Origin of the sequence: Streptomyces sp. ATCC 21386, from assembly GCF_018728545.1 — a bacterium.
Classification (GTDB): Bacteria; Actinomycetota; Actinomycetes; order Streptomycetales; family Streptomycetaceae; genus Streptomyces.
In genome coordinates, this window is sequence record NZ_JAAVVL010000001.1 from 7,049,977 (window position 1) to 7,069,890 (window position 19,914).

15 protein-coding genes are annotated in these 19,914 nt (G+C 71.9%); 5 read left to right on the plus strand and 10 right to left on the minus strand.

All coding sequences use genetic code 11. The features are described 5' to 3' along the window. Nucleotides 1–12: 12 nt before the first annotated feature. Together GWK25_RS30320 and GWK25_RS30325 are read right to left on the minus strand one after the other, a co-directional pair. Complete coding sequence (locus tag GWK25_RS30320; protein WP_251829102.1) at nucleotides 13–693, minus strand: bifunctional 2-polyprenyl-6-hydroxyphenol methylase/3-demethylubiquinol 3-O-methyltransferase UbiG; 681 nt, start codon at nucleotides 691–693, stop codon at nucleotides 13–15. A gap of 123 nt (nucleotides 694–816) precedes the next feature. Further along, the gene (locus tag GWK25_RS30325) at nucleotides 817–1,809 is read right to left on the minus strand and encodes an acyltransferase domain-containing protein (RefSeq protein ID WP_308404499.1); all 993 of its coding nucleotides are present in this window, start codon (nucleotides 1,807–1,809) and stop codon (nucleotides 817–819) included. Between the two features lie 89 nt (nucleotides 1,810–1,898). Here GWK25_RS30325 and GWK25_RS30330 point away from each other — a divergent pair, with 89 nt between their 5' ends. Further along, on the plus strand, nucleotides 1,899–2,165 hold the full coding sequence (locus tag GWK25_RS30330; protein ID WP_215454567.1) for a DUF6343 family protein: 267 nt from the start codon (nucleotides 1,899–1,901) through the stop codon (nucleotides 2,163–2,165). Between the two features lie 45 nt (nucleotides 2,166–2,210). On the opposite strand, the gene GWK25_RS30335 is transcribed toward GWK25_RS30330, so the two are convergent. From GWK25_RS30335 to rpsA, 4 genes are all read right to left on the minus strand, one after another. Further along, the gene (locus tag GWK25_RS30335) at nucleotides 2,211–2,591 is read right to left on the minus strand and encodes a tetratricopeptide repeat protein (protein ID WP_215454568.1); all 381 of its coding nucleotides are present in this window, start codon (nucleotides 2,589–2,591) and stop codon (nucleotides 2,211–2,213) included. A gap of 49 nt (nucleotides 2,592–2,640) precedes the next feature. Then, on the minus strand, nucleotides 2,641–3,270 hold the full coding sequence (gene coaE, locus GWK25_RS30340) for a dephospho-CoA kinase (RefSeq protein ID WP_215454569.1): 630 nt from the start codon (nucleotides 3,268–3,270) through the stop codon (nucleotides 2,641–2,643). A 61-nt stretch (nucleotides 3,271–3,331) separates the two neighbouring features. After that, on the minus strand, nucleotides 3,332–4,270 hold the full coding sequence (locus GWK25_RS30345; RefSeq protein WP_215454570.1) for a PAC2 family protein: 939 nt from the start codon (nucleotides 4,268–4,270) through the stop codon (nucleotides 3,332–3,334). A 160-nt stretch (nucleotides 4,271–4,430) separates the two neighbouring features. Further along, nucleotides 4,431–5,927 carry a 30S ribosomal protein S1 gene (gene rpsA / locus GWK25_RS30350; RefSeq protein ID WP_215454571.1) on the minus strand — a complete coding sequence of 499 codons (1,497 nt, stop codon included), beginning with the start codon at nucleotides 5,925–5,927 and terminating at the stop codon, nucleotides 4,431–4,433. Between the two features lie 316 nt (nucleotides 5,928–6,243). On the opposite strand from rpsA, the gene GWK25_RS30355 reads away from it, so the two are divergent. Both GWK25_RS30355 and hrpB read left to right on the plus strand, forming a co-directional pair. After that, the gene (locus tag GWK25_RS30355) at nucleotides 6,244–7,161 is read left to right on the plus strand and encodes a class I SAM-dependent methyltransferase (protein WP_215457713.1); all 918 of its coding nucleotides are present in this window, start codon (nucleotides 6,244–6,246) and stop codon (nucleotides 7,159–7,161) included. Between the two features lie 25 nt (nucleotides 7,162–7,186). Next, a complete protein-coding gene (gene hrpB, locus GWK25_RS30360; RefSeq protein WP_215454572.1) occupies nucleotides 7,187–9,733 on the plus strand; it encodes an ATP-dependent helicase HrpB in 2,547 nt (848 codons plus the stop codon). Here the strand turns inward: hrpB and GWK25_RS30365 are convergent. The 3 genes from GWK25_RS30365 to GWK25_RS30375 all read right to left on the minus strand — a co-directional run bounded on the left by GWK25_RS30365 (nucleotide 9,723) and on the right by GWK25_RS30375 (nucleotide 12,818). After that, nucleotides 9,723–10,715 (minus strand): DUF3068 domain-containing protein, encoded by a 993-nt coding sequence (locus GWK25_RS30365; protein ID WP_215454573.1) that lies wholly within the window; start codon nucleotides 10,713–10,715, stop codon nucleotides 9,723–9,725. The genes hrpB and GWK25_RS30365 overlap by 11 nt on opposite strands. 22 nt (nucleotides 10,716–10,737) lie before the next feature. After that, nucleotides 10,738–10,872 carry an SPW_0924 family protein gene (locus GWK25_RS30370; RefSeq protein ID WP_184895373.1) on the minus strand — a complete coding sequence of 45 codons (135 nt, stop codon included), beginning with the start codon at nucleotides 10,870–10,872 and terminating at the stop codon, nucleotides 10,738–10,740. A 161-nt stretch (nucleotides 10,873–11,033) separates the two neighbouring features. Then, the gene (locus GWK25_RS30375) at nucleotides 11,034–12,818 is read right to left on the minus strand and encodes a lytic transglycosylase domain-containing protein (RefSeq protein WP_215454574.1); all 1,785 of its coding nucleotides are present in this window, start codon (nucleotides 12,816–12,818) and stop codon (nucleotides 11,034–11,036) included. A 377-nt stretch (nucleotides 12,819–13,195) separates the two neighbouring features. Between GWK25_RS30375 and GWK25_RS30380 the strand changes: the two genes are divergently transcribed. Further along, the gene (locus tag GWK25_RS30380) at nucleotides 13,196–14,053 is read left to right on the plus strand and encodes a DUF4184 family protein (RefSeq protein WP_215454575.1); all 858 of its coding nucleotides are present in this window, start codon (nucleotides 13,196–13,198) and stop codon (nucleotides 14,051–14,053) included. A gap of 598 nt (nucleotides 14,054–14,651) precedes the next feature. Here GWK25_RS30380 and polA read toward each other — a convergent pair. Next, nucleotides 14,652–17,378 carry a DNA polymerase I gene (polA, locus tag GWK25_RS30385; RefSeq protein ID WP_215454576.1) on the minus strand — a complete coding sequence of 909 codons (2,727 nt, stop codon included), beginning with the start codon at nucleotides 17,376–17,378 and terminating at the stop codon, nucleotides 14,652–14,654. 205 nt (nucleotides 17,379–17,583) lie between these two features. On the opposite strand from polA, the gene GWK25_RS30390 reads away from it, so the two are divergent. Then, entirely contained in the window at nucleotides 17,584–19,863 is a 2,280-nt protein-coding gene (locus GWK25_RS30390) for an FdhF/YdeP family oxidoreductase (RefSeq protein WP_215454577.1), read from the plus strand. Nucleotides 19,864–19,914 lie beyond the last annotated feature (51 nt).

Sequence of the window (19,914 nt, forward strand, 5' to 3'; positions counted from 1 at the left end):
CGGTCGGGCCGCTCACCCCACGGGCACCGCCTTCACCCAGATCCGGTCCTCCGTCAGATACCGGTCCACCGTCAGCCCCGACTCCGCCAGTGCCTGTTCGAACTGCTCCTTGGTCATGGGGCGTGAGCGGAACGTCTGGGTCCATTCGCCGTCCGGGAAGGAGTACTCCGCGAACACCGAGTGGACCCCGTCCCCGATCGGTTCGGTCGACGCTATGCGGACGGTGAAGCCTCGGGCATCGACCCGTTCCCGGGGGACGTTGGTGTGATAGTCCTCCCCCTCGCGCTGGATCAGCACGAAGCCGTCGTCCGCGAGGTGCCGCAGACAGGTCGCGAGCATCCCCCGCCGCACCTCGGGGTCCCCGGTGTGGACGAGGAAGGAGGCGAGCATCACCACGTCGAACTTCTCGCCCAGGTCGAGTTCCTCGATCGAGGCGTGCACCGTGCGGGCGCCGCGCACCCGCTCCAGCATCTCCGCCGACTCGTCGACGGCCGTGACGGTGAACCCCCGCTCGATCAGGGGGTGCGTCATCCGGCCCACCCCGCAACCCAGTTCGAGAATGCGCGCCCCCGCGGGCGCGACGCCCGCGATGACCTCCGGCTCGTCGCCCACCGGCAGCCGCGTGTACAGCTCGACCGCGCAGCCGTCCGGGGTGATCGCTCCGGAACCGGTCCCGTCGTACCCTTCACGCATCTGAATGCTCATATCCGTCCAACGGCCGGGCGCGCAGGGGCCGTTCCTGCCAGTCTTCACTCGATAGGGTGAACAGTGCCCGTTCGTGCCCCCGGGCCCCGGCTCGGACGGACGGCGCGTGCCTCACCAGGCGAACCAGCCGAGCCCGCTGTACCAGTGCTCGCCCGCGCGCAGATGGTCGCCCACGGCCCGTTCGAGACGCGTGCGGCGCGGCAGGGTCTCCACCGGCAGGTCGGGGTCCCCGAACACGAAACGGACCGGCAGCTCGTCCTCGGGTTCGCCGGTGCCGCCGGCGACCCGGAACCGCTGCTGGAACCGGACGATGTTGGAGTCCGCCGACAGGTACCGGGCCAGCTGCGGGTCGAGGAGCCAGGAGTGGCAGCAGCCCGCCGTGTACCGCTCCTCGGGGAAGTGCCGGGCGAAGAAGTCGTGGGCCGACGCCAGCGACCGGTCGCACGCCTGCGGCGTAAGGGGCCCGGCGTAGTCGGGGATGTGCAGGTCGAGGCAGGGTTCCCCGGGTCCCAGGGCGAGGCCCGCCGCCGCCAGCGCGACGCCTTCCCGTCCGCCCACCCGGGCACGCTGGTACTGCAGGCGGCCGAGCTGGAAGAGCTCCCCGTGGAAGTGCAGCGAGAACCAGCTCGGCGCGACGAGCCCGCCCACTCCGTACCGCCGGCGGTGCAGCACCAGGCCGCGGCCCAGGTCGGCGAGGGTGCGCCGGGAGACGTCGTCGAGGATCCCGCGCTCCCGGTGGTACGCGCGCACGTACGGCAGAGCCGCCACGAAGACGTACACGTGGAAGTAGCGGCCGAGCGGGCCCGCCTCCGGGGGCAGCGGCAGCAGCCTCGGCCCCTTGCCGACCTTTCCCATGTCCCGCACCAGACCCTCGACGCACCGCCCGAGCAGCCAGGTCGCCCCCTCGTCGGCCTCCAGGGTGCGGCGCAACGCGATCAGGTCGTTGACGTCCTCGTACGGCACGGCGAGATCCAGCAGCGCGTCGACCAGTTCGTCGGCGCCGTCCGGCAACCGCGCGTGCGCCGTGGACGTGCTCCCGCTCTCCTCCAGGCCCCGCACCCAGTCGGCGAGTCTCTCGTCCGCCCGCACCGCGTCCAACAGCACCATCGTCTCCCCGTTCGCTCGGCCTCCTGGTGAAAACGCGTGGGACGGGGAGTACGTTTCCGAGTAGGACGAGCAGGAGTGGCGATCCGATGCGTACCGGCAGTGAACCGACGACAGCGCGCAGTCCTCTGCGGATGCGGCTCTGGCTGAGCGTATGGGGCCTGATCTGGGCGATCGCCGGGACAGCGGCGTTCGCTCTGGCCGGCCGCCCCGGCTGGGCCGTCGCCTGCGGGGTGCTGTGGCTGATCGTCACCGTCGACCTGGTCATGGTCGTGCGCCACATCCGTCAGGGACCGCACTACCAGCCGGGCCGCGACATCCCGCCGTACGAGCCGCCGGGGCCCCGCCACCCGTAGCGACGGCGCGGCCGTAGGCACCGGCGGTGGCGGCAGCCCCCGCCGTCAGGAGTCGAACCGGGCCGCTTCCACGTACTGCGGGTTCGGGTCGAGGGCCGCGGCGAGCCGGAAGTGGCGCTTGGCCTGGTCGGGGCGGGCCTGGCGCTGATAGGTGCGGGCCAGGGCGAAGTGCGCGAACGCGTTGTCCGGTTCCCGCTCCAGGACGATCGTGAACTCCAGCTCGGCGGGCCGCAGTTGGGCCGCGGCGAAGAAGGCGCGGGCACGCAGCAGCCGGGCGGCCGTGTTCTCCGGGTGGTCGGCTATGACTCGGTCGAGCAGCTTGACCGCGCCCCGCGGGTCGTTCGCGGCGAGCAGCTGCTCGGCGGCGCGGAAGTCGATGACATGCGTCTGAGGGCTACGTCCAGTGGAACCGCTGGTCTCGGGCACGGCTGAGTCCTTCCCTTGCTGGGACGGTTCAACGCCCCCTGGGACCCCGCTATTCCTGCGTGTGTTCGGTTTGCTCGCGGGCCGCGTGGGCCCGCCGGGTGAGGTCCGCCCACACCTCCCGCACCCGTCGCCGCAGCGCTTCGAGGGGGACGTCGTTGTCGACGACGACGTCCGCGATCTCCAGCCGCTTCTCGCGGGTCGCCTGGGCGGCCATGCGCGCGCGGGCGTCCTCCTCCGTCATGCCGCGCAGCCGTACCAGGCGGTCGAGCTGGGTCTCGGGAGCCACGTCCACGACGACCACCAGGTCGTACAGCGGGGCGAGACCGTTCTCGGCGAGCAGGGGGACGTCGTGGACGACGACGGAGTCCTCGGCGGCGGCGCTCTCCAGTTCTCTGGAGCGGGCGCCCACCAGCGGGTGCACGATCGCGTTCAGCTCGGCGAGCTTCTCCGGGTCCGCGAACACGAGGGAGCCCAGCTTGGGGCGGTCCAGGCCCCCGTCGGGCGCGAGGACACCCTCGCCGAAGGTCTCGACGACCGCCGCGAGCCCGGGGGTGCCCGGTGCGACGACCTCGCGCGCGATGCGGTCGGCGTCGATCAGTACGGCGCCGCACTCCACCAGCAGCCGCGACACCTCGCTCTTGCCGGCCCCGATGCCGCCGGTCAGACCCACTTTCAGCATGCCCGGCAGCTTAGGCCCTGGCCGAGGAGGCCGGTAGGCGGGTGACGGACGGCAGGCGGGATCAGCCGTCGCCCTCCCGCTCCGCCAGGAACTTCTCGAACTCCCGCCCGATCTCGTCGGCGGAGGGGATGTCGACGGGCTCGGCGAGCATGTTGCCCCGGGTCTCGGCGCCCGCGGCTGCGTCGTACTGGTGCTCCAGGCCGTGCACGAGGGCGACCAGTTCCTCGTCGCCCTCCCGGATCTGCCGGTCGATCTCCGTCTGCGTGCGGTGCGCCTCCGTGCGCAGGGCGTGGGCGACGGAGGGCAGCACCAGGCCGGTGGCGGCCGTGACGGCCTCCAGGACGGACAGGGCGGCGTCCGGGTAGGGCGAGCGGGCGATGTAGTGCGGGACGTGCGCGGCGACGCCCAGCACGTCGTGCCCGGCCTCCATGAGGCGGTACTCCACGAGGGACTCGGCGCTGCCGGGCACCTGGGCCTCCTCGAAGGGGCTGCGGTGTCCGGGGACGAGATCGGCGCGGTTGCCGTGCGGGGTCAGGCCCACCGGGCGGGTGTGCGGGACGCCCATGGGGATGCCGTGGAAGTTCACCGACAGGCGGACGCCGAGCCGTTCCACGATCTGCTGGACGGCGGCCGCGAAACGCTCCCACTCCACGTCCGGCTCGGGGCCCGACAGCAGCAGGAACGGCGCTCCGGTGGCGTCCTGGACGAGCCGCACCTCCAGGGCCGGCACCTCGTAGTCGGTCCAGCGGTCGCGCTTGAACGTCAGCAGCGGGCGCCGCGCCCGGTAGTCCACGAGCCGGTCGTGGTCGAAGCGGGCCACCACCTGGTGGGGCAGTGAGCCGAGGAGCCGTTCGACGATCTGGTCGCCCGTCTCACCCGCGTCGATGTATCCGTCGAAGTGGTAGAGCATGACAAGTCCCGCCGACTCCTGGGCGAGCGCCATGTCGACGACTGCCAGGCCCTTCGGCTCCCATGCGTACAAACCCTGCGGATCAAGCACTGTGAACGCTCCTCCTCGTGTTCGTAGTCGACAACGCGGGAGCGGGTCCGGGCATTCCCGGAACGCTCTGCGAACACGGCCCGCCCGGGACGCACTTCGGGCCCGCATCCTTCCGGATGCGGGCCCGAGGTGCTATCGGCTAATGCTCAGCCGTGTGCGTTCAGCTCTGGCCGCCGGCCAGCTTCTCGCGGAGCGCGGCGAGGGCCTCGTCCGAGGCGAGCGCGCCGGAGGTGTCCGCACCCTCGGAGGAGTAGGAGCCACCACCCGCGGCCGGAGCCGCACCCGCGGCGTCGCCGCCCTCGGCCGCGGCAGCGGCGTCGGCCTCGCGGGACTTGATGACCTGGGCCTGGTGCTGCTCGAAGCGCTGCTGCGCCTCGGCGTACTGGCCCTCCCAAGCCTCGCGCTGGGTCTCGTAGCCCTCGAGCCAGTCGTTGGTCTCGGGGTCGAAGCCCTCGGGGTAGATGTAGTTGCCCTGGTCGTCGTAGGACGCGGCCATGCCGTACAGGGTCGGGTCGAACTCGACCGAGGCCGGGTCGGCACCGAAGGACTCGTTGGCCTGCTTGAGGGACAGCGAGATCCGGCGACGCTCCAGGTCGATGTCGATGACCTTGACGAAGATCTCGTCGTTGACCTGGACGACCTGCTCCGGGATCTCCACGTGGCGCTCGGCCAGCTCGGAGATGTGGACCAGACCCTCGATGCCCTCGTCCACGCGGACGAACGCACCGAACGGGACCAGCTTCGTGACCTTGCCGGGCACGACCTGGCCGATCTGGTGGGTCCGGGCGAACTGCTGCCACGGGTCTTCCTGGGTCGCCTTCAGCGACAGGGAGACGCGCTCGCGGTCCATGTCGACGTCGAGGACCTCGACCGTGACCTCCTGGCCGACCTCGACGACCTCGGAGGGGTGGTCGATGTGCTTCCAGGACAGCTCGGAGACGTGGACCAGACCGTCGACGCCACCCAGGTCCACGAAGGCACCGAAGTTGACGATCGAGGAGACCACACCGGAACGGACCTGACCCTTCTGGAGGGTCGTGAGGAACGTCTGGCGGACCTCGGACTGGGTCTGCTCCAGCCAGGCACGGCGGGACAGGACCACGTTGTTGCGGTTCTTGTCCAGCTCGATGATCTTCGCCTCGAGCTCCTTGCCCACGTAGGGCTGGAGGTCGCGGACACGACGCATCTCGACGAGGGAGGCCGGCAGGAAGCCACGGAGGCCGATGTCGAGGATGAGACCACCCTTGACGACCTCGATGACGGTACCGGTGACGATGCCGTCCTCTTCCTTGATCTTCTCGATGGTGCCCCAGGCACGCTCGTACTGGGCGCGCTTCTTCGAGAGGATCAGGCGGCCTTCCTTGTCCTCCTTCTGGAGAACAAGGGCTTCGATCTCGTCACCGACGGCGACGACCTCGTTGGGGTCGACGTCGTGCTTGATCGACAGCTCGCGGCTCGGGATGACACCTTCGGTCTTGTAACCGATGTCGAGCAGGACCTCGTCCCGGTCGACCTTCACGATGACGCCGTCGACGATGTCGCCGTCGTTGAAGTACTTGATCGTCTCGTCGATCGCGGCGAGGAAGGCTTCCTCGTTACCGATGTCGTTGACCGCAACCTGCGGGGTGGTGGCGGTGGTCTCGGTGCTGCTCGTCATGTGGGAAAGGGCTCCGGTACGGACATTGAAGTCGTAGGTACTGCTACGCCGGGAGCCCGTATCGCTCTGAAGAAGCCGGACAGCCAAGGAAGCGCCACATGACAAAAGCCAATGGCGCCTCGAAAACCGAGGGGACATACGACAGATGCGAGCGCAGCCTGCTACGTCTGAGGTGCGCAGGCCCGCAGCGCAACTTGTAGCATACGGGGGCAGCCAGGCAGGGTCAATGCGCGAAGGCGCACACCCGGGGCGGAACGCCGCATACCCGGCACAAAACCTGTCCCTTGAGGCCAAGCAGGCCTGGGAGACCCCTCTCGTGTCACCGCCGGAGCGGGTCGCGGCACGCAGGTTACGGAAGAGTACGACGAGGGAGCCGATCATCCAAGAGCCCGAAGTCCACGAAGCCGACGCGGCCCACGGGGCCGGCGGGACGTCCGAGGTGGACGAACCGGAGGCCACCCGCCGCGACGCCGGGGTGACGGAGAGTTCCCGGGCCAACCGGGGCTGGTGGGACCGGAACGCCGACGACTACCAGGTCGAGCACGGCACGTTCCTCGGCGACGACCGTTTCGTGTGGGGCCCGGAAGGGCTCGACGAGGTGGAGGCGGAGCTGCTGGGGCCGCCCGAGGAGCTGAAGGGCAAGGACGTCCTGGAGATCGGCGCCGGTGCCGCGCAGTGCGCGCGCTGGCTGGCCGCCCAGGGGGCCCGTCCGGTGGCCCTGGACCTCTCCCACCGCCAGCTGCAGCACGCGCTGCGCATCGGCGGGTCGTTCCCCCTGGTGTGCGCCGACGCCGGCGACCTGCCCTTCGCGGACGCCTCCTTCGACCTGGCGTGCTCGGCGTACGGGGCGCTGCCCTTCGTCGCCGACCCGGTGCGGGTGCTGCGGGAGGTCCGCCGTGTCCTGCGCCCCGGCGGCCGTTTCGTCTTCTCGGTGACCCATCCGATCCGCTGGGCCTTCCCCGACGAGCCGGGCCCCGAGGGTCTGTCCGTCTCCGGCTCCTACTTCGACCGCACGCCGTACGTCGAGCAGGACGAGCGGGGCCGGGCGGTGTACGTGGAGCACCACCGCACGATCGGCGACCGTGTCCGGGACGTCGTGGCCGCGGACTTCCGGCTGGTCGACCTGGTCGAGCCGGAGTGGCCCGCGTGGAACTCCTCCGAGTGGGGCGGCTGGTCCCCGCTGCGCGGCAACCTGATCCCGGGGACGGCGATCTTCGTGTGCGAGCGGGACTGACCCGGGCACGCGACACACTGGGGGCGTGATCCGTGACGACGCCCTGGACGCGCTGCCCGTGCGCGCCGCCCTGCCCGCTCTGGAGGAGGCCCTGGACGGGCACGGCACCGCCGTCCTCGTGGCGCCGCCCGGCACCGGGAAGACGACGCTGGTGCCGCTGGCCCTGGCGGGGCTGCTGAACGCCGACGACCGACCGGCGCGTCGGGTGGTCGTCGCCGAGCCCCGGCGGATCGCGGCGCGGGCGGCGGCCCGCCGGATGGCGTGGCTGCTGGGCGAGAAGGTCGGCGACAGCGTCGGGTACACCGTGCGCGGCGAGCGGGTCGCGGGACGGCACACGCGGGTGGAGGTCGTCACGACCGGTGTCCTGCTGCAACGGCTGCAGCGGGACCAGGAGTTGCCCGGCGTCGACGTCGTCGTGCTCGACGAGTGCCACGAACGGCATCTGGACGCGGACACGGTCGCGGCGTTCCTGCTGGACGTGCGGGCGGCGCTGCGGCCCGAGCTGCGGCTGGTGGCGGCGTCGGCGACGACCGACGCGGAGGGCTGGGCGCGGCTGCTGGGCGGGGCGCCGGTGGTCGCCGCCGAGGGCGTGACGTATCCGGTGGAGGTGGTGTGGGCGCCCCCGGCCCGTCCGGTACGACCGCCGCACGGGATGCGGGTGGACCCGGCGGCGCTGGCGCATGTCGCGTCGGTGGTGCGGCGGGCGCTGGACGAACGAGAGGGTGACGTTCTGTGTTTCCTGCCGGGCGTGGGCGAGATCGCGCGCGTGGCCGGGCAGTTGGGCGGGCTCGGTGACGTGGACGTGCTCCAGGTGCACGGCCGGGCGCCGGCCGCGGTGCAGGACGCGGTGCTGGCGGGCGGGGAGCGGCGGCGGGTGGTCCTGGCGACGTCGGTCGCGGAGTCCTCGCTGACGGTGCCCGGTGTGCGGGTGGTCGTGGACTCGGGGCTCGCGCGGGAGCCACGGGTCGACCACGCGCGCGGGCTCGGCGCGTTGACGACGCTGCGGGCCTCACGGGCGGCCGGGCGGCAGCGTGCCGGGCGGGCGGGACGCGAGGCCCCAGGCGTCGTATACCGCTGCTGGGCGGAGGCCGAGGACGCCCGTCTGCCGCGTTTCCCCGCGCCGGAGATCAAGGTGGCGGACCTGACGGCGTTCGCGTTGCAGGCGGCCTGCTGGGGCGATCCGGAGGCGACGGGGCTCGCGTTGCTGGACCCGCCGCCGAGCGGGGCGATGACGGCGGCGCGAAGCGTGCTCTCGGCGATCGGGGCGGTCGACTCCGCCGGTCACGCCACGGAACGGGGTGTACGCATGGCCCGCCTGGGCCTGCATCCCCGGCTGGCCCGGGCCCTCCTCGACGCGACGGCGCTGGTGGGCGCCGAGCTCGCGGCGGAGGTCGTGGCGCTGCTGAGCGAGGAGCCGCCGCGGGAGTACGGCGACGACCTGGCCGCCGCGTTGCGCCGCGCCCGGCGTGGGGACGACGCCTACGCGGCCCGCTGGCGCGCGGAGGCCCGGCGCCTGCGGACCGCGTCGCCGCCCGCGCCCGACTCCCCACCGGGCGAACCGCGCGGCGCCGCGAGCGGTGGGACGGCGGCGGGTGCCGGGGGCGAACACGGGGTCGGGGTGGTGGCCGCCCTGGCGTACCCGGAGCGGGTGGCCCGACGTGACGGTGGGGCGTTCCTCATGGTGTCCGGGACCCGGGCCGAGGTGCCGGAGGGGTCCGGTCTGCGAGAGGGGCCCTGGATCGCCGTGGCCGTCGCCGATCGGGCGGTGGGCGGCGGGCACGCGCGCGTGCGGCTCGGGGTCGTGATCGACGAGGGGGTCGCCCGGGAGACGGCCGGGGTTCTGTACCGGCGGGACGAGGAGGTCGTGTGGCGGGACGGGGACGTGGTGGCTCGCCGGGTGGAGCGGCTGGGGGCCGTGGAGCTGGCGGCGCGGCCGTTGCGGGAGGCCGCGCCCGCGCGCGTGCGGGAGGCGTTGCTGGCGGGGCTGCGGGACGAGGGGTTCGGGCTGTTGCGGTGGTCCGAGGACGCGGCGCGGCTGCGGGAGCGGCTGGCGTTCCTGAGGGAGCGGCTCGGTGAACCGTGGCCCGATGTGTCCGACAGTGCCCTGCACGCGCGCGTGGAGGAGTGGCTGGAGCCCGAGTTGAGCCGTGCCCGGCGGCGGGCCGACCTCGGGCGGATCGATGCCGGGCAGGGGCTGCGGCGGCTGCTGCCGTGGGCCTCGGGGGACGCCGTACGGCTGGACGAGCTGGCGCCCGAGCGGATCGAGGTGCCGAGCGGGTCCCGGATCCGGGTCGACTACGCGCGGCCCGAACAGCCGGTGCTGGCGGTGAAGTTGCAGGAGATGTTCGGGCTGCGGGAGTCGCCCGTGCTGGCCGGGGTGCCGGTGCTGGTGCATCTGCTGTCCCCCGCCGGGCGGCCCGCCGCCGTCACCGCCGATCTCGCCTCGTTCTGGCGGGACGGGTACCGGGCGGTACGAGCGGAGCTGCGGGGCCGGTATCCCAGGCATCCGTGGCCGGAGGACCCGGCGACGGCCGAGCCCACCCGGTACACCAACGCGCGGCTCAGGCGTTGACCGGCTCGGACGCCGGGGGCCTCGCGGACTCCGGTTCGCCGGGCCTGCGGCCGCGGGCCTCGACGTAGAGGGAGAGGGCGAGGAGCAGCAGGCCGAGGCCCAGGAAGCCCCAGGGGAGGTAGGAGGTCATGAGGAGGACGAGGAGGCGCTGGGACTTGACCAGGTCGACCGTGTGCTCGATGTAGTCCTCGCGCATCTTCACGTGGCCGGCGAAGGCGGTCACCTTCTCGCGGTCGCCGAGGAGCGTGCCGCCGCGCAGCTCCTCCTTGTGGATCTCCTCGCCGTAGACGGGGGCTCCGGTGACAGGTTCCACCCAGAACTTGCGGACCGTGGTGTACCAGCGGGTCGTGCCCGTCTGTGCGACCGTCTCCCGGGTGATGCCCTCCACGGGCATGGTGCGGGGGAAGGGGACCTCGGTCCAGGGGATGGTCTGTTCGAAGTAGTAGACCTCGACGCCGCGGAAGTCCTGGGTGCCCTTGTAGTGGATGGGGGCGGTGATCCGGGCCTGGGCGTCGAAGTACTCGTAATCCCGCTTCTCGGTGAGGAAGGGCCACTTGAACTCCAGGCCACGGCGCCGCACGGGGTCGCCGTCGACCGTCTCGCCCTTGGCGTGGACGGGTTCCTGGGTGTGGGCGTCGAAGATGTAGCGCTCGGGGATGCGGGAGACCATCTCGCCGTCGGGGCCCTGGACGTACGACAGACCGTCCCAGACGACGACGTCCCGGTCGGTGCTCTTCTCGATCTCCTCGGAGGCCTCCACGTTGCCCTTGAGGGTCTGCACGATGGTGACCTTCGGGACCGTGCGGGCGGTCATCGTGCCGTAGTCGAGGAGGGTTGCGTCCTTGGCCTCCAGGACCATGTCCTGGTACTGGTTCGCCGGGATCTTGGCCAGGTTCGGGAAGGCGTACCAGCGCAGCAGTGGGGACAGCGCGGTGAAGAACACGGCGAGCGCGAGCAGGATCAGACCGGCCCTACGGCGCATCTCGGGCCTCCCTCCCTGGCGGTCACGGATGTGCGGGGACCGTCGTCAGCAGCGGCTTCGGTGACGTCTTGCCCGTCGGTGAGCCCAGCGCGGTGAGCGTGAACACCAGGGCGAGAGCGAGGGCGAGACCGCTCGCGGCGGCGATCAGGGCGCGCATACGGACCTCCCGACTACGGGCCCCATGACGGGAACTGATAGGTCGTCAGCTCCGGCACCGTAGCAACGGGCGCGCCAGATGAGAACACGTCGCGCACAGACGACGGCGGCGCCCCTCGTGGAGGAGGGGCGCCGCCGTGGCCGTGCGGACGGCCGAGGGGTCTAGGACGCGCTGGGGCTCGGCGTCGCCGGCTCCGTCGCGTCCGTCGTCTCCGTGGGTTCGGCGGGCTCGGCCGGGGCCTCCACCTTCAGTTCGAGCGTGAGGGTCGCGCCGCCCTCGGTCTCGATGCGGAGCAGGAACGTGCCGGTGGCGTCGTCGGAGTAGAGCTTCGGGAGCTTGAGCGCACCGTCGGCGTCGGTCTGCAGGCCGGTCAGGGTGCGTACGGGGTTGCCCGCCGCGTCCTTGCCGAAGTAGGGGCCCTTGTCGTTCACGGTGGTGTCGAGGAGGGACTTGATCAGGGTCGCCCTGACGGCGACCTTGTCGGCGACCTCTCCCCTGTAGGTGGCCTTGAGCTCGATCTGCTCGGCGAACTCGCCGTTCGGCACGCAGGTCAGCGGGGTGGTGCCGGTGCGGGCGAGGGCGTCGGCCCGGCGGGCGGTGACGGTGACCTTGTGGTCGAGCGCGGTCACGGAGCGGCCCACGACGGTGGCCCGGACGGTGACGGTGCCGGTCTTCTCGCCGGCCACGAGCGCGGGAGCGGTGGCCTTGCCCGTGCTGTCGGTGATGACGGTGGCCACCTTCTCACCGCCGACGAACGTGGTGTCGGTGGAGCCGAGGACGGTGAACCGGACCCGGACCTTCGCGACGGCCTTGCCTGCCTTGGTCTCGGTGCGGGTGGCGAGCCTGCCGGTGAAGGTGTCCCCCGCCATGGCCGTGAGGTTCGACGCGCCCGCGTTCTCCAGGTGGTGCACCGAGTCCGTGGGCGTGCCCGGCGGTGTGGTGGGCGGCTTCGGGGTGCCGCTGCCGCCACCGCCGGGCTCGCCGGTGCCGGGCTTCCCCGGCTTGGACGGCTTGGACGGCTTGGACGGATCCGACGGCTTGGGGCTGGGGCTCGTCGTGGAGCCGCCGCCGTTGCGGCCACCGCTGTTGCCGCCGCCGGTGTTGCTGCCGTTGCCGCCGCTGGGCGTCTGCGGCAGGGAGCCGGTGCCGTCCGGGATCTCGTGGGTGCCCTTGCGGTAGTGCTCCAGCCACGTCATGACGGTGTTGTAGTACTCCGTCGAGTTGTTGTAGCTGAGGATCGCGCTGCGCAGGTTGGCGTCGTTCGACAGGTCCCAGTCGAAGCGGCACAGGTAGTGGCCGGCGGCGAGGGCGGCGTCGTAGATGTTGTTGGGGTCCTTCGCACCGTCGTCGTTGCCGTCGCGGCCCGCCCACTCCCAGGTGGAGGGGATGAACTGCATCGGGCCGACCGCGCGGTCGTGGGTGCGGTCGTCGTCGTACACGCCGTCGTCGGTGTCGCTGATGTTGGCGAAGCCGTTGCCGTTGAGCGGGGGGCCGAGGATCTTCTTGCCGGTCGTGGTGCCCTCGGAGTCGACACGGCCGCCGCTCGCCTGGCCGGACTCGACCTTGCCGATGGCGGCGAGGAGTTGCCAGGGCAGGTTGCAGCCGGGCTTGGACGCGCGCAGGGACGCCTCGGCCTTCTTGTAGGCGTCGAGGACGGTCGCGGGTATGCCGCTCTCGTTGCCGCCGGTGCCGGAGGTGTCACCCGGACCCGTCGTCGGGGTGGGGCTGTCGAGAGGCGGAAGGTCCGTGTAGTACCGCGAGTTGCCGGTGGCCGTCTCGTCGGCCTGGGTGCTCATCTCCGGAGAGGGCGAACCCGTGGTCTGTCTGCCCGCGCTGTCGGTGGTCACTCCCGGGGCCTGGGAGGCGGCGAGCGCCGCTACCGTGGCCGCGGCCAGGGCGGTCGTGGCCGCCCCCTTGCGGAGCCTCAAACCGAACTGCGCCGCCATTGAGTGAACCCCTCCCGGTGACCGAACGCCTCGGCGTTCTTCCCGTCTCGTGATGTCTCGGGCATTTCTTCCGGTTTCGCCGGACCGGCTTCCCTGCCCAGGTACACCGACTCCGGAGTTCCGGTCTTGGTTGCGCTGTTCCGGCGTTCCTTTTTCCAGAACTCCGGTGACCGCCACGCCGACCGGCACGACGGCCCAGGCGACCCTACGACAACTTCCGTCGCCCGGACACCCGTTCGTGCCCGATATTCACCGATTGGCCTTATCGGAATGCTGTCGGTGGGCGTCTTCCGGAGGGCTGTGCCCCTGTCACGCATACTGGCGACCGGTCATCGCCGGTCGATCCGTCCGGCCAAAGTCCGTCACAGGGGGACGACTTGCCTTTCACGCTCAGCCACGCGGCCGCCGTACTGCCCGCACTGCGAGGGAACGGAACCGGGCGCGGACCCCTGGTGCCCTCGGTGCTCGTGGCCGGATCGTTCGCGCCCGACATGACCTACTACGCGGCGAGTGTGCTGCCCGAGGCCATGGCGTTCGGCGATGTCACACACTCGTTCACCGGGGTCTTCACCGTCGACGTACTCGTCACCTGGGCGCTGGTCGGGCTGTGGCTGGTGCTCCGGGAGCCGTTGGTGGCGCTGCTGCCGAGAGGGCGGCAGGGGAGGGTGGCCGCGCTGGTGCGGTGCGGGACGGGGGCGCGGCGGTTCAGCCCCTCGGTCGCCCTGTGGTGGTACGTCTCGGCCGCCCTCGGTTCGCTGACCCATGTGGTGTGGGACGCGTTCACGCATCTCGACCGGTGGGGGATGCGGCTCTTCCCCGTCCTCGGCGAGGAGATCGCGGGCTCGCCGCTCTACTGGTACCTCCAGTACGGCGGCTCCGCCGTCGCGGCGGCCGTCCTCGCCGTCTTCGTCGTGCGGGCGCTGCGCCGACAGCCTGCGGACGAGCCCGTGGGCGTGCCGGTGCTCTCCTCGGCCGACCGGTGGGTGGCGGGCGTCGTCATCGGCGGGTGCGCGCTGGTGGCCGCGGTGCAGCGGGTGGCCCGGTGGTGGGCGCACTGGGGGTCGGTCGCCAAACTGTACGAGGTGATCCCGACCCTGTGCTTCGGCGCGGGCGCCGGGCTGGTGGTCGGCGTGGTCCTCTACGGCGTCGGCGTCAGGGCGCGGCGCCCGGCTCCTGCCGTTGCGGCGCCCGCCGCCGACGTGCAGGCGGAGGCGGACAGTCCGGTCCGCCGCTGAGTGCGGGGCGCCGGGGCGGGGCGCCGCTGGGGATGCGGGGCCGGGCGGCACGCGGTGCGTACGGCGGGACGTGGCCGAGGAGGGCCGCGAGGGGGTGGGTCAGCGGCCAGGGGTAGAGGCTGTGCGGCCGCCGGACGCGAGTGCGGGTCCAGGGGCCCCGGGTGAGGCGGGTCCGCACCCCTGACAGGCGGGTGGCAGCTGTCGCTGTACGACGGCGGAGCGTGCGTATGCCCATGCGGGCATCCTTACGGCTGTGCTCCGGCGGGGGCGCGGTGGTGGGGGCTGGACGGGTGACCGTGGCAGGGGGCCGGGGGTCGTTTTCGGGTGCGGTTTCGAGTGCGGGCCGTTGTGGTGTGTGTTGTCGGGTGCGGGTCCGGTGGGGGCTGGTCGCGCAGTTCCCCGCGCCCCTGAAAAGCCGGGGCTGCGCCCCGTGCTTTTCAGGGGCGCGGCCCCGTCGCCTTCAGCCTGCGGCCCGTCGTCCTTCAGCCCGTAGGGCTGTGGTCTTTTACGGGCGCGGGGAGCTGCGCGAGAAGCCCCACGCAGCCGCACCCGACAACGCACACCACAACGACCCGCCCCCAGCGGCCGCGCCGCGCCGCTAGTGCGCCGCCGACTCCCAATCCGGGCCGTAACCCACCGAGACGTCCAGCGGGGCCCTCAGGTGGACCGCGTCGGCCATCTCCCGGCGGAGGATCTGCTCCGTGCGCTCCCGTTCACCGGGGGCGATCTCCAGGACGATTTCGTCGTGGACCTGGAGGAGCATGCGGGAGGCGAGGCCCGCCTCGTCCAGGGCGCGGCCCACGTTGAGCATGGCGATCTTGACGATGTCGGCGGCGGTGCCCTGGATCGGCGCGTTCAGAGCCATCCGCTCCGCGGCCTCCCGGCGCTGCCGGTTGTCGCTGTTGAGGTCGGGCAGATAGCGCCGGCGCCCGAAGAGCGTCGCCGTGTATCCCGTCGCCCGCGCCTCGTCCACGACCCGGCGCAGATAGTCCCGTACGCCGCCGAACCGCTCGAAGTAGGCGTCCATCAGGGCCCGCGCCTCCCCCGCCTCGATGTTCAGCTGCTGGGAGAGACCGAACGCGGACAGTCCGTAGGCCAGGCCGTACGACATCGCCTTGATCTTGCGGCGCATCTCGGCGTCGACGGCGGACTGCTCGACGCCGAACACCTGCGCGGCGGCCGTGGTGTGCAGGTCCTCCCCGGAGGTGAACGCCTCGATCAGGCCCGCGTCCTCGGAGAGGTGGGCCATGACGCGCAGTTCGATCTGGCTGTAGTCCGCGGTCATCAGGGACTCGAAGCCCTCGCCGACGACGAAGCCGCGGCGGATGGCCCGGCCCTCGTCGGTGCGGACGGGGATGTTCTGCAGGTTCGGGTCGACGGAGGAGAGACGGCCCGTGGCGGCGACCGTCTGGTTGAACGTGGTGTGGATGCGGCCGTCCCCGGCGATCATCTTGATCAGGCCCTCGACGGTGACCCGCAGCCTCGCCTGCTCGCGGTGGCGGAGCATGACGACCGGCAGTTCGTTGTCCGTCTGGCCGGCCAGCCACGCGAGGGCGTCCGCGTCCGTGGTGTAACCCGTCTTGGTGCGCTTGGTCTTGGGCAGGCCCAGCTCACCGAAGAGGACCTCCTGGAGCTGCTTGGGCGAGCCCAGGTTGAACTCGTGCCCCGCCGCCGCGTGCGCCTCCTTCACCGCCTGCTGCACGGCGCCCGCGAACATCTGCTCCATGGCCTCCAGATGCGCCCGGTCCGCCGCGATGCCGTGGCGCTCCATCCGGGCCAGCAGCGCGGAGGTGGGCAGCTCCACGTCACGCAGCAGCTCCGCCGCGCCGACCTCCTCCAGCCGCTCCCCGAACGCCTCCCCCAGGTCGAGGATCGCGCGGGCCTGCACCATCAGCGCGTCGGCCTCGGCACCCTCGTCGGCTCCGAAGGCCAGCTGGCCGTCGGCGGTCGCGGCGGGCGCCAGCTCGCGGCCCAGGTACTCCAGGGAGAGCGCGTCCAGGTCGAACGAGCGGCGGCCCGGCTTGACCAGGTAGGCGGCGAGCGCCGTGTCCATGGACACGCCGTCCACGGTCCAGCCGTGCTCGGCGAAGACCCGCATCGCGCCCTTGGCGTTGTGGAACACCTTCGGCCGGGCGATGTCGGCGAGCCAGGACACCCACGCCGTCTCGTCGGTCTCGTCCAGCTGTGTCGGGTCGAACCAGGCGGCCGCTCCTCCGGCGGCGGCGAGCGCGACCTCGGCGACCGAGCCGGTGCCGAGCGCCCAGGTGTCGACGGTGGCGACGCCGAGGACGTCCGTGCCGTGCTCGGCGAGCCAGGGGGCCAGCTCGCCGGAGGCGAGGACCGTGCCGTCCACCTCGACGCCGGGGGCGGCCGGCGAGGCGGTGTCGGACTCCTCCGCTCCCGGGTCGACGGCGAACAGACGCTCGCGCAGCGAGGGGTTGCGGATCTCCAGGGTGTCCAGCACCATCGCGACGGCCTTGCGGTCGTACGCGGCGCGCTCCAGGTCGCCCACGCCCTTGGGGAGTTCGACCGTGCGGACCATCTCGGTGAGGCGGCGGTTGAGCTTGACGGCCTCCAGGTGGTCGCGGAGGTTCTGACCGGCCTTGCCCTTGACCTCCTCGACGCGCTCGACGAGGTCCGCGAACGAACCGAACTGGTTGATCCACTTCGCGGCGGTCTTCTCGCCGACACCGGGGATGCCGGGGAGGTTGTCGGACGGGTCGCCGCGCAGGGCCGCGAAGTCCGGGTACTGGGCGGGGGTGAGGCCGTACTTCTCGAACACCTTCTCCGGGGTGAACCGGGTCAGCTCCGAGACGCCCTTCGTCGGGTAGAGCACGGTGGTGTGCTCGCTGACGAGCTGGAAGGAGTCACGGTCGCCGGTGACGATGAGGACCTCGAAGCCCTCGGCCTCGGCCTGGGTGGCGAGGGTGGCGATGACGTCGTCGGCCTCGAAGCCGTCGACGGCGAAGCGGACGGCGTGCATCGCGTCGAGCAGCTCGCCGATCAGCTCGACCTGGCCCTTGAACTCGTCCGGGGTCTTCGAGCGGTTCGCCTTGTACTCGGTGAACTCCTCCGAGCGCCAGGTCTTGCGGGAGACGTCGAACGCGACCGCGAAGTGGGTGGGGGCCTCGTCGCGCAGCGTGTTCGCCAGCATCGACGCGAAGCCGTAGATCGCGTTGGTCGGCTGGCCGGTCGCCGTCGTGAAGTTCTCCGCGGGCAGCGCGAAGAACGCGCGGTAGGCCAGCGAGTGCCCGTCCATGAGCATGAGCCGGGGACGGCTGCCGCCGGGGGTGCTGTCGGTCTTCTTCGATCCTGTCTCTGCCACGCCCCCGATCCTGCCACGTACCACTGACACCCGGACCCCAGGGACGTACGGAGGCCGGGCGGGACCGGGGCGACGCTCTGATCCGGCCGCCGCTGCCCCGCCGTCCGGTCCGCCGATCGACCTCGTTCGGGGGTGATGACGCGTGCGAGGATCGGAGGCGTAGCCACCCGCCCGAAGAGCTCGTGTACGCGAATGGGGAGCAGCCATGGCCGGCAAGGCGCCGAAGAATGATCCGGTTCAGGACGCGCCCCAGGTCGCGGAACCCAAGCACGCCGCGGCGGGGCTGCCGGCGATCGGGCACACCCTGCGGATCGCGCAGCAGCAGATGGGCGTGAAGCGGACCGCGCTGACGCTGCTGCGGGTCAACCAGAAGGACGGCTTCGACTGCCCGGGCTGCGCCTGGCCGGAGCCGGACCACCGGCACGCGGCGGAGTTCTGCGAGAACGGCGCGAAGGCGGTCGCCGAGGAGGCCACGCTCCGCCGGGTCACCCCCGAGTTCTTCGCCGCCCACAGCGTGGCCGATCTCGCCACGCGCAGCGGCTACTGGCTGGGACAGCAGGGGCGGCTCACCCACCCCATGTACCTCCCCGAGGGCGGCGACCGGTACGAGCCGGTGTCCTGGGACCGCGCCTTCGACATCGTCGCCGAGGAGCTGAAGGCCCTCGCCTCCCCCGACGAGGCGCTCTTCTACACCTCCGGGCGCACCAGCAACGAGGCCGCGTTCCTGTACCAGCTGTTCGCCCGCGAGTTCGGCACGAACAACCTGCCGGACTGCTCCAACATGTGCCACGAGTCGTCGGGCTCCGCGCTCAACGAGACCATCGGCATCGGCAAGGGCAGCGTCCTGCTGGAGGACCTCTACCAGGCCGACCTGATCATCGTCGCCGGGCAGAATCCGGGGACCAACCACCCACGGATGCTCTCCGCGCTGGAGCGGGCCAAGGCCGACGGCGCGAAGATCATCACCGTGAACCCGCTGCCCGAGGCCGGGCTGGAGCGGTTCAAGAACCCGCAGACGCCGCAGGGCATGCTCAAGGGCGCCGCCCTCACCGACCTGTTCCTCCAGATCCGCATCGGCGGCGACCAGGCCCTGTTCCGGCTGTTGAACAAGCTGATCCTGGAGACGGACGGCGCGGTCGACGAGGAGTTCGTCGCCGAACACACCCACGGCTTCGAGGAGTTCACCGAGGCCGCCCGCGCCGCCGACTGGGACGCGACGCTCACCGCGACCGGCCTCACCCGCGAGAAGATCGACGAGGCGCTGCGCATGGTCCTCGCCTCGAAGCGGACCATCGTCTGCTGGGCCATGGGTCTCACCCAGCACAAGCACTCGGTGCCGACCATCCGCGAGGTGGTCAACTTCCTTCTGCTGCGCGGCAACATCGGCCGCCCCGGCGCCGGTGTCTGCCCGGTGCGCGGCCACTCCAACGTGCAGGGCGACCGCACGATGGGCATCTTCGAGCGGCCCGCCCCGGCGTTCCTGGACGCCCTGGAGAAGGAGTTCGGCTTCGCCCCGCCCCGGGAGCACGGCTACGACGTCGTACGGGCCATCAAGGCCATGCGCGACGACAAGGCGAAGGTGTTCTTCGCGATGGGCGGCAACTTCGTCTCGGCGTCCCCCGACACGGAGGTCACGGAGGCGGCGATGCGCCGGGCGCGGCTGACCGTGCACGTGTCGACGAAGCTGAACCGCTCGCACGCCGTCACGGGCGCGCGGGCGCTGATCCTGCCCACCCTGGGACGCACCGAGCGCGATCTCCAGGGCGGCGGCGAGCAGTTCGTGACCGTCGAGGACTCCATGGGCATGGTGCACGCCTCACGCGGCCGGCTGGAGCCCGCGAGCGGGCAGCTGCTGTCCGAGCCGGCCATCGTGTGCCGGCTCGCCCGCCGGGTCCTCGGCGAGGAGAGCCGCACGCCCTGGGAGGAGTTCGAGAAGGACTACGCGACCGTCCGCGACCGCATCGCGCGCGTGGTGCCCGGGTTCGAGGACTTCAACGCGCGGGTGGCCGACCCGTCCGGCTTCGCCCTCCCGCACGCCCCCCGCGACGAGCGCCGCTTCCCCACCGCCACCGGCAAGGCCAACTTCACGGCCGCGCCGGTGGAGTACCCGCGGCTGCCCGAGGGCCGTCTGCTGCTGCAGACGCTGCGCTCGCACGACCAGTACAACACCACCATCTACGGCCTGGACGACCGCTACCGGGGCATCAGGAACGGCCGCCGGGTGGTGCTGGTCAACCCCGACGACGCGCGGGAGCTGAAGCTCGCCGACGGGTCGTACGTGGACCTGGTGGGCGAGTGGAAGGACGGTGTCGAGCGGCGCGCGCCCGGCTTCCGGGTGGTGCACTACCCGACGGCGCGCGGGTGCGCGGCCGCCTACTACCCGGAGACCAACGTCCTGGTGCCGCTGGACTCCACCGCCGACACCAGCAACACCCCGGCCAGCAAGTCCGTCGTGGTCCGTCTGGAACAATCGTCCACCGACTGAGCGTTTGCTCAGCACACCGGCGCACCCTGCCGGCGGCGCACGCGATCGACG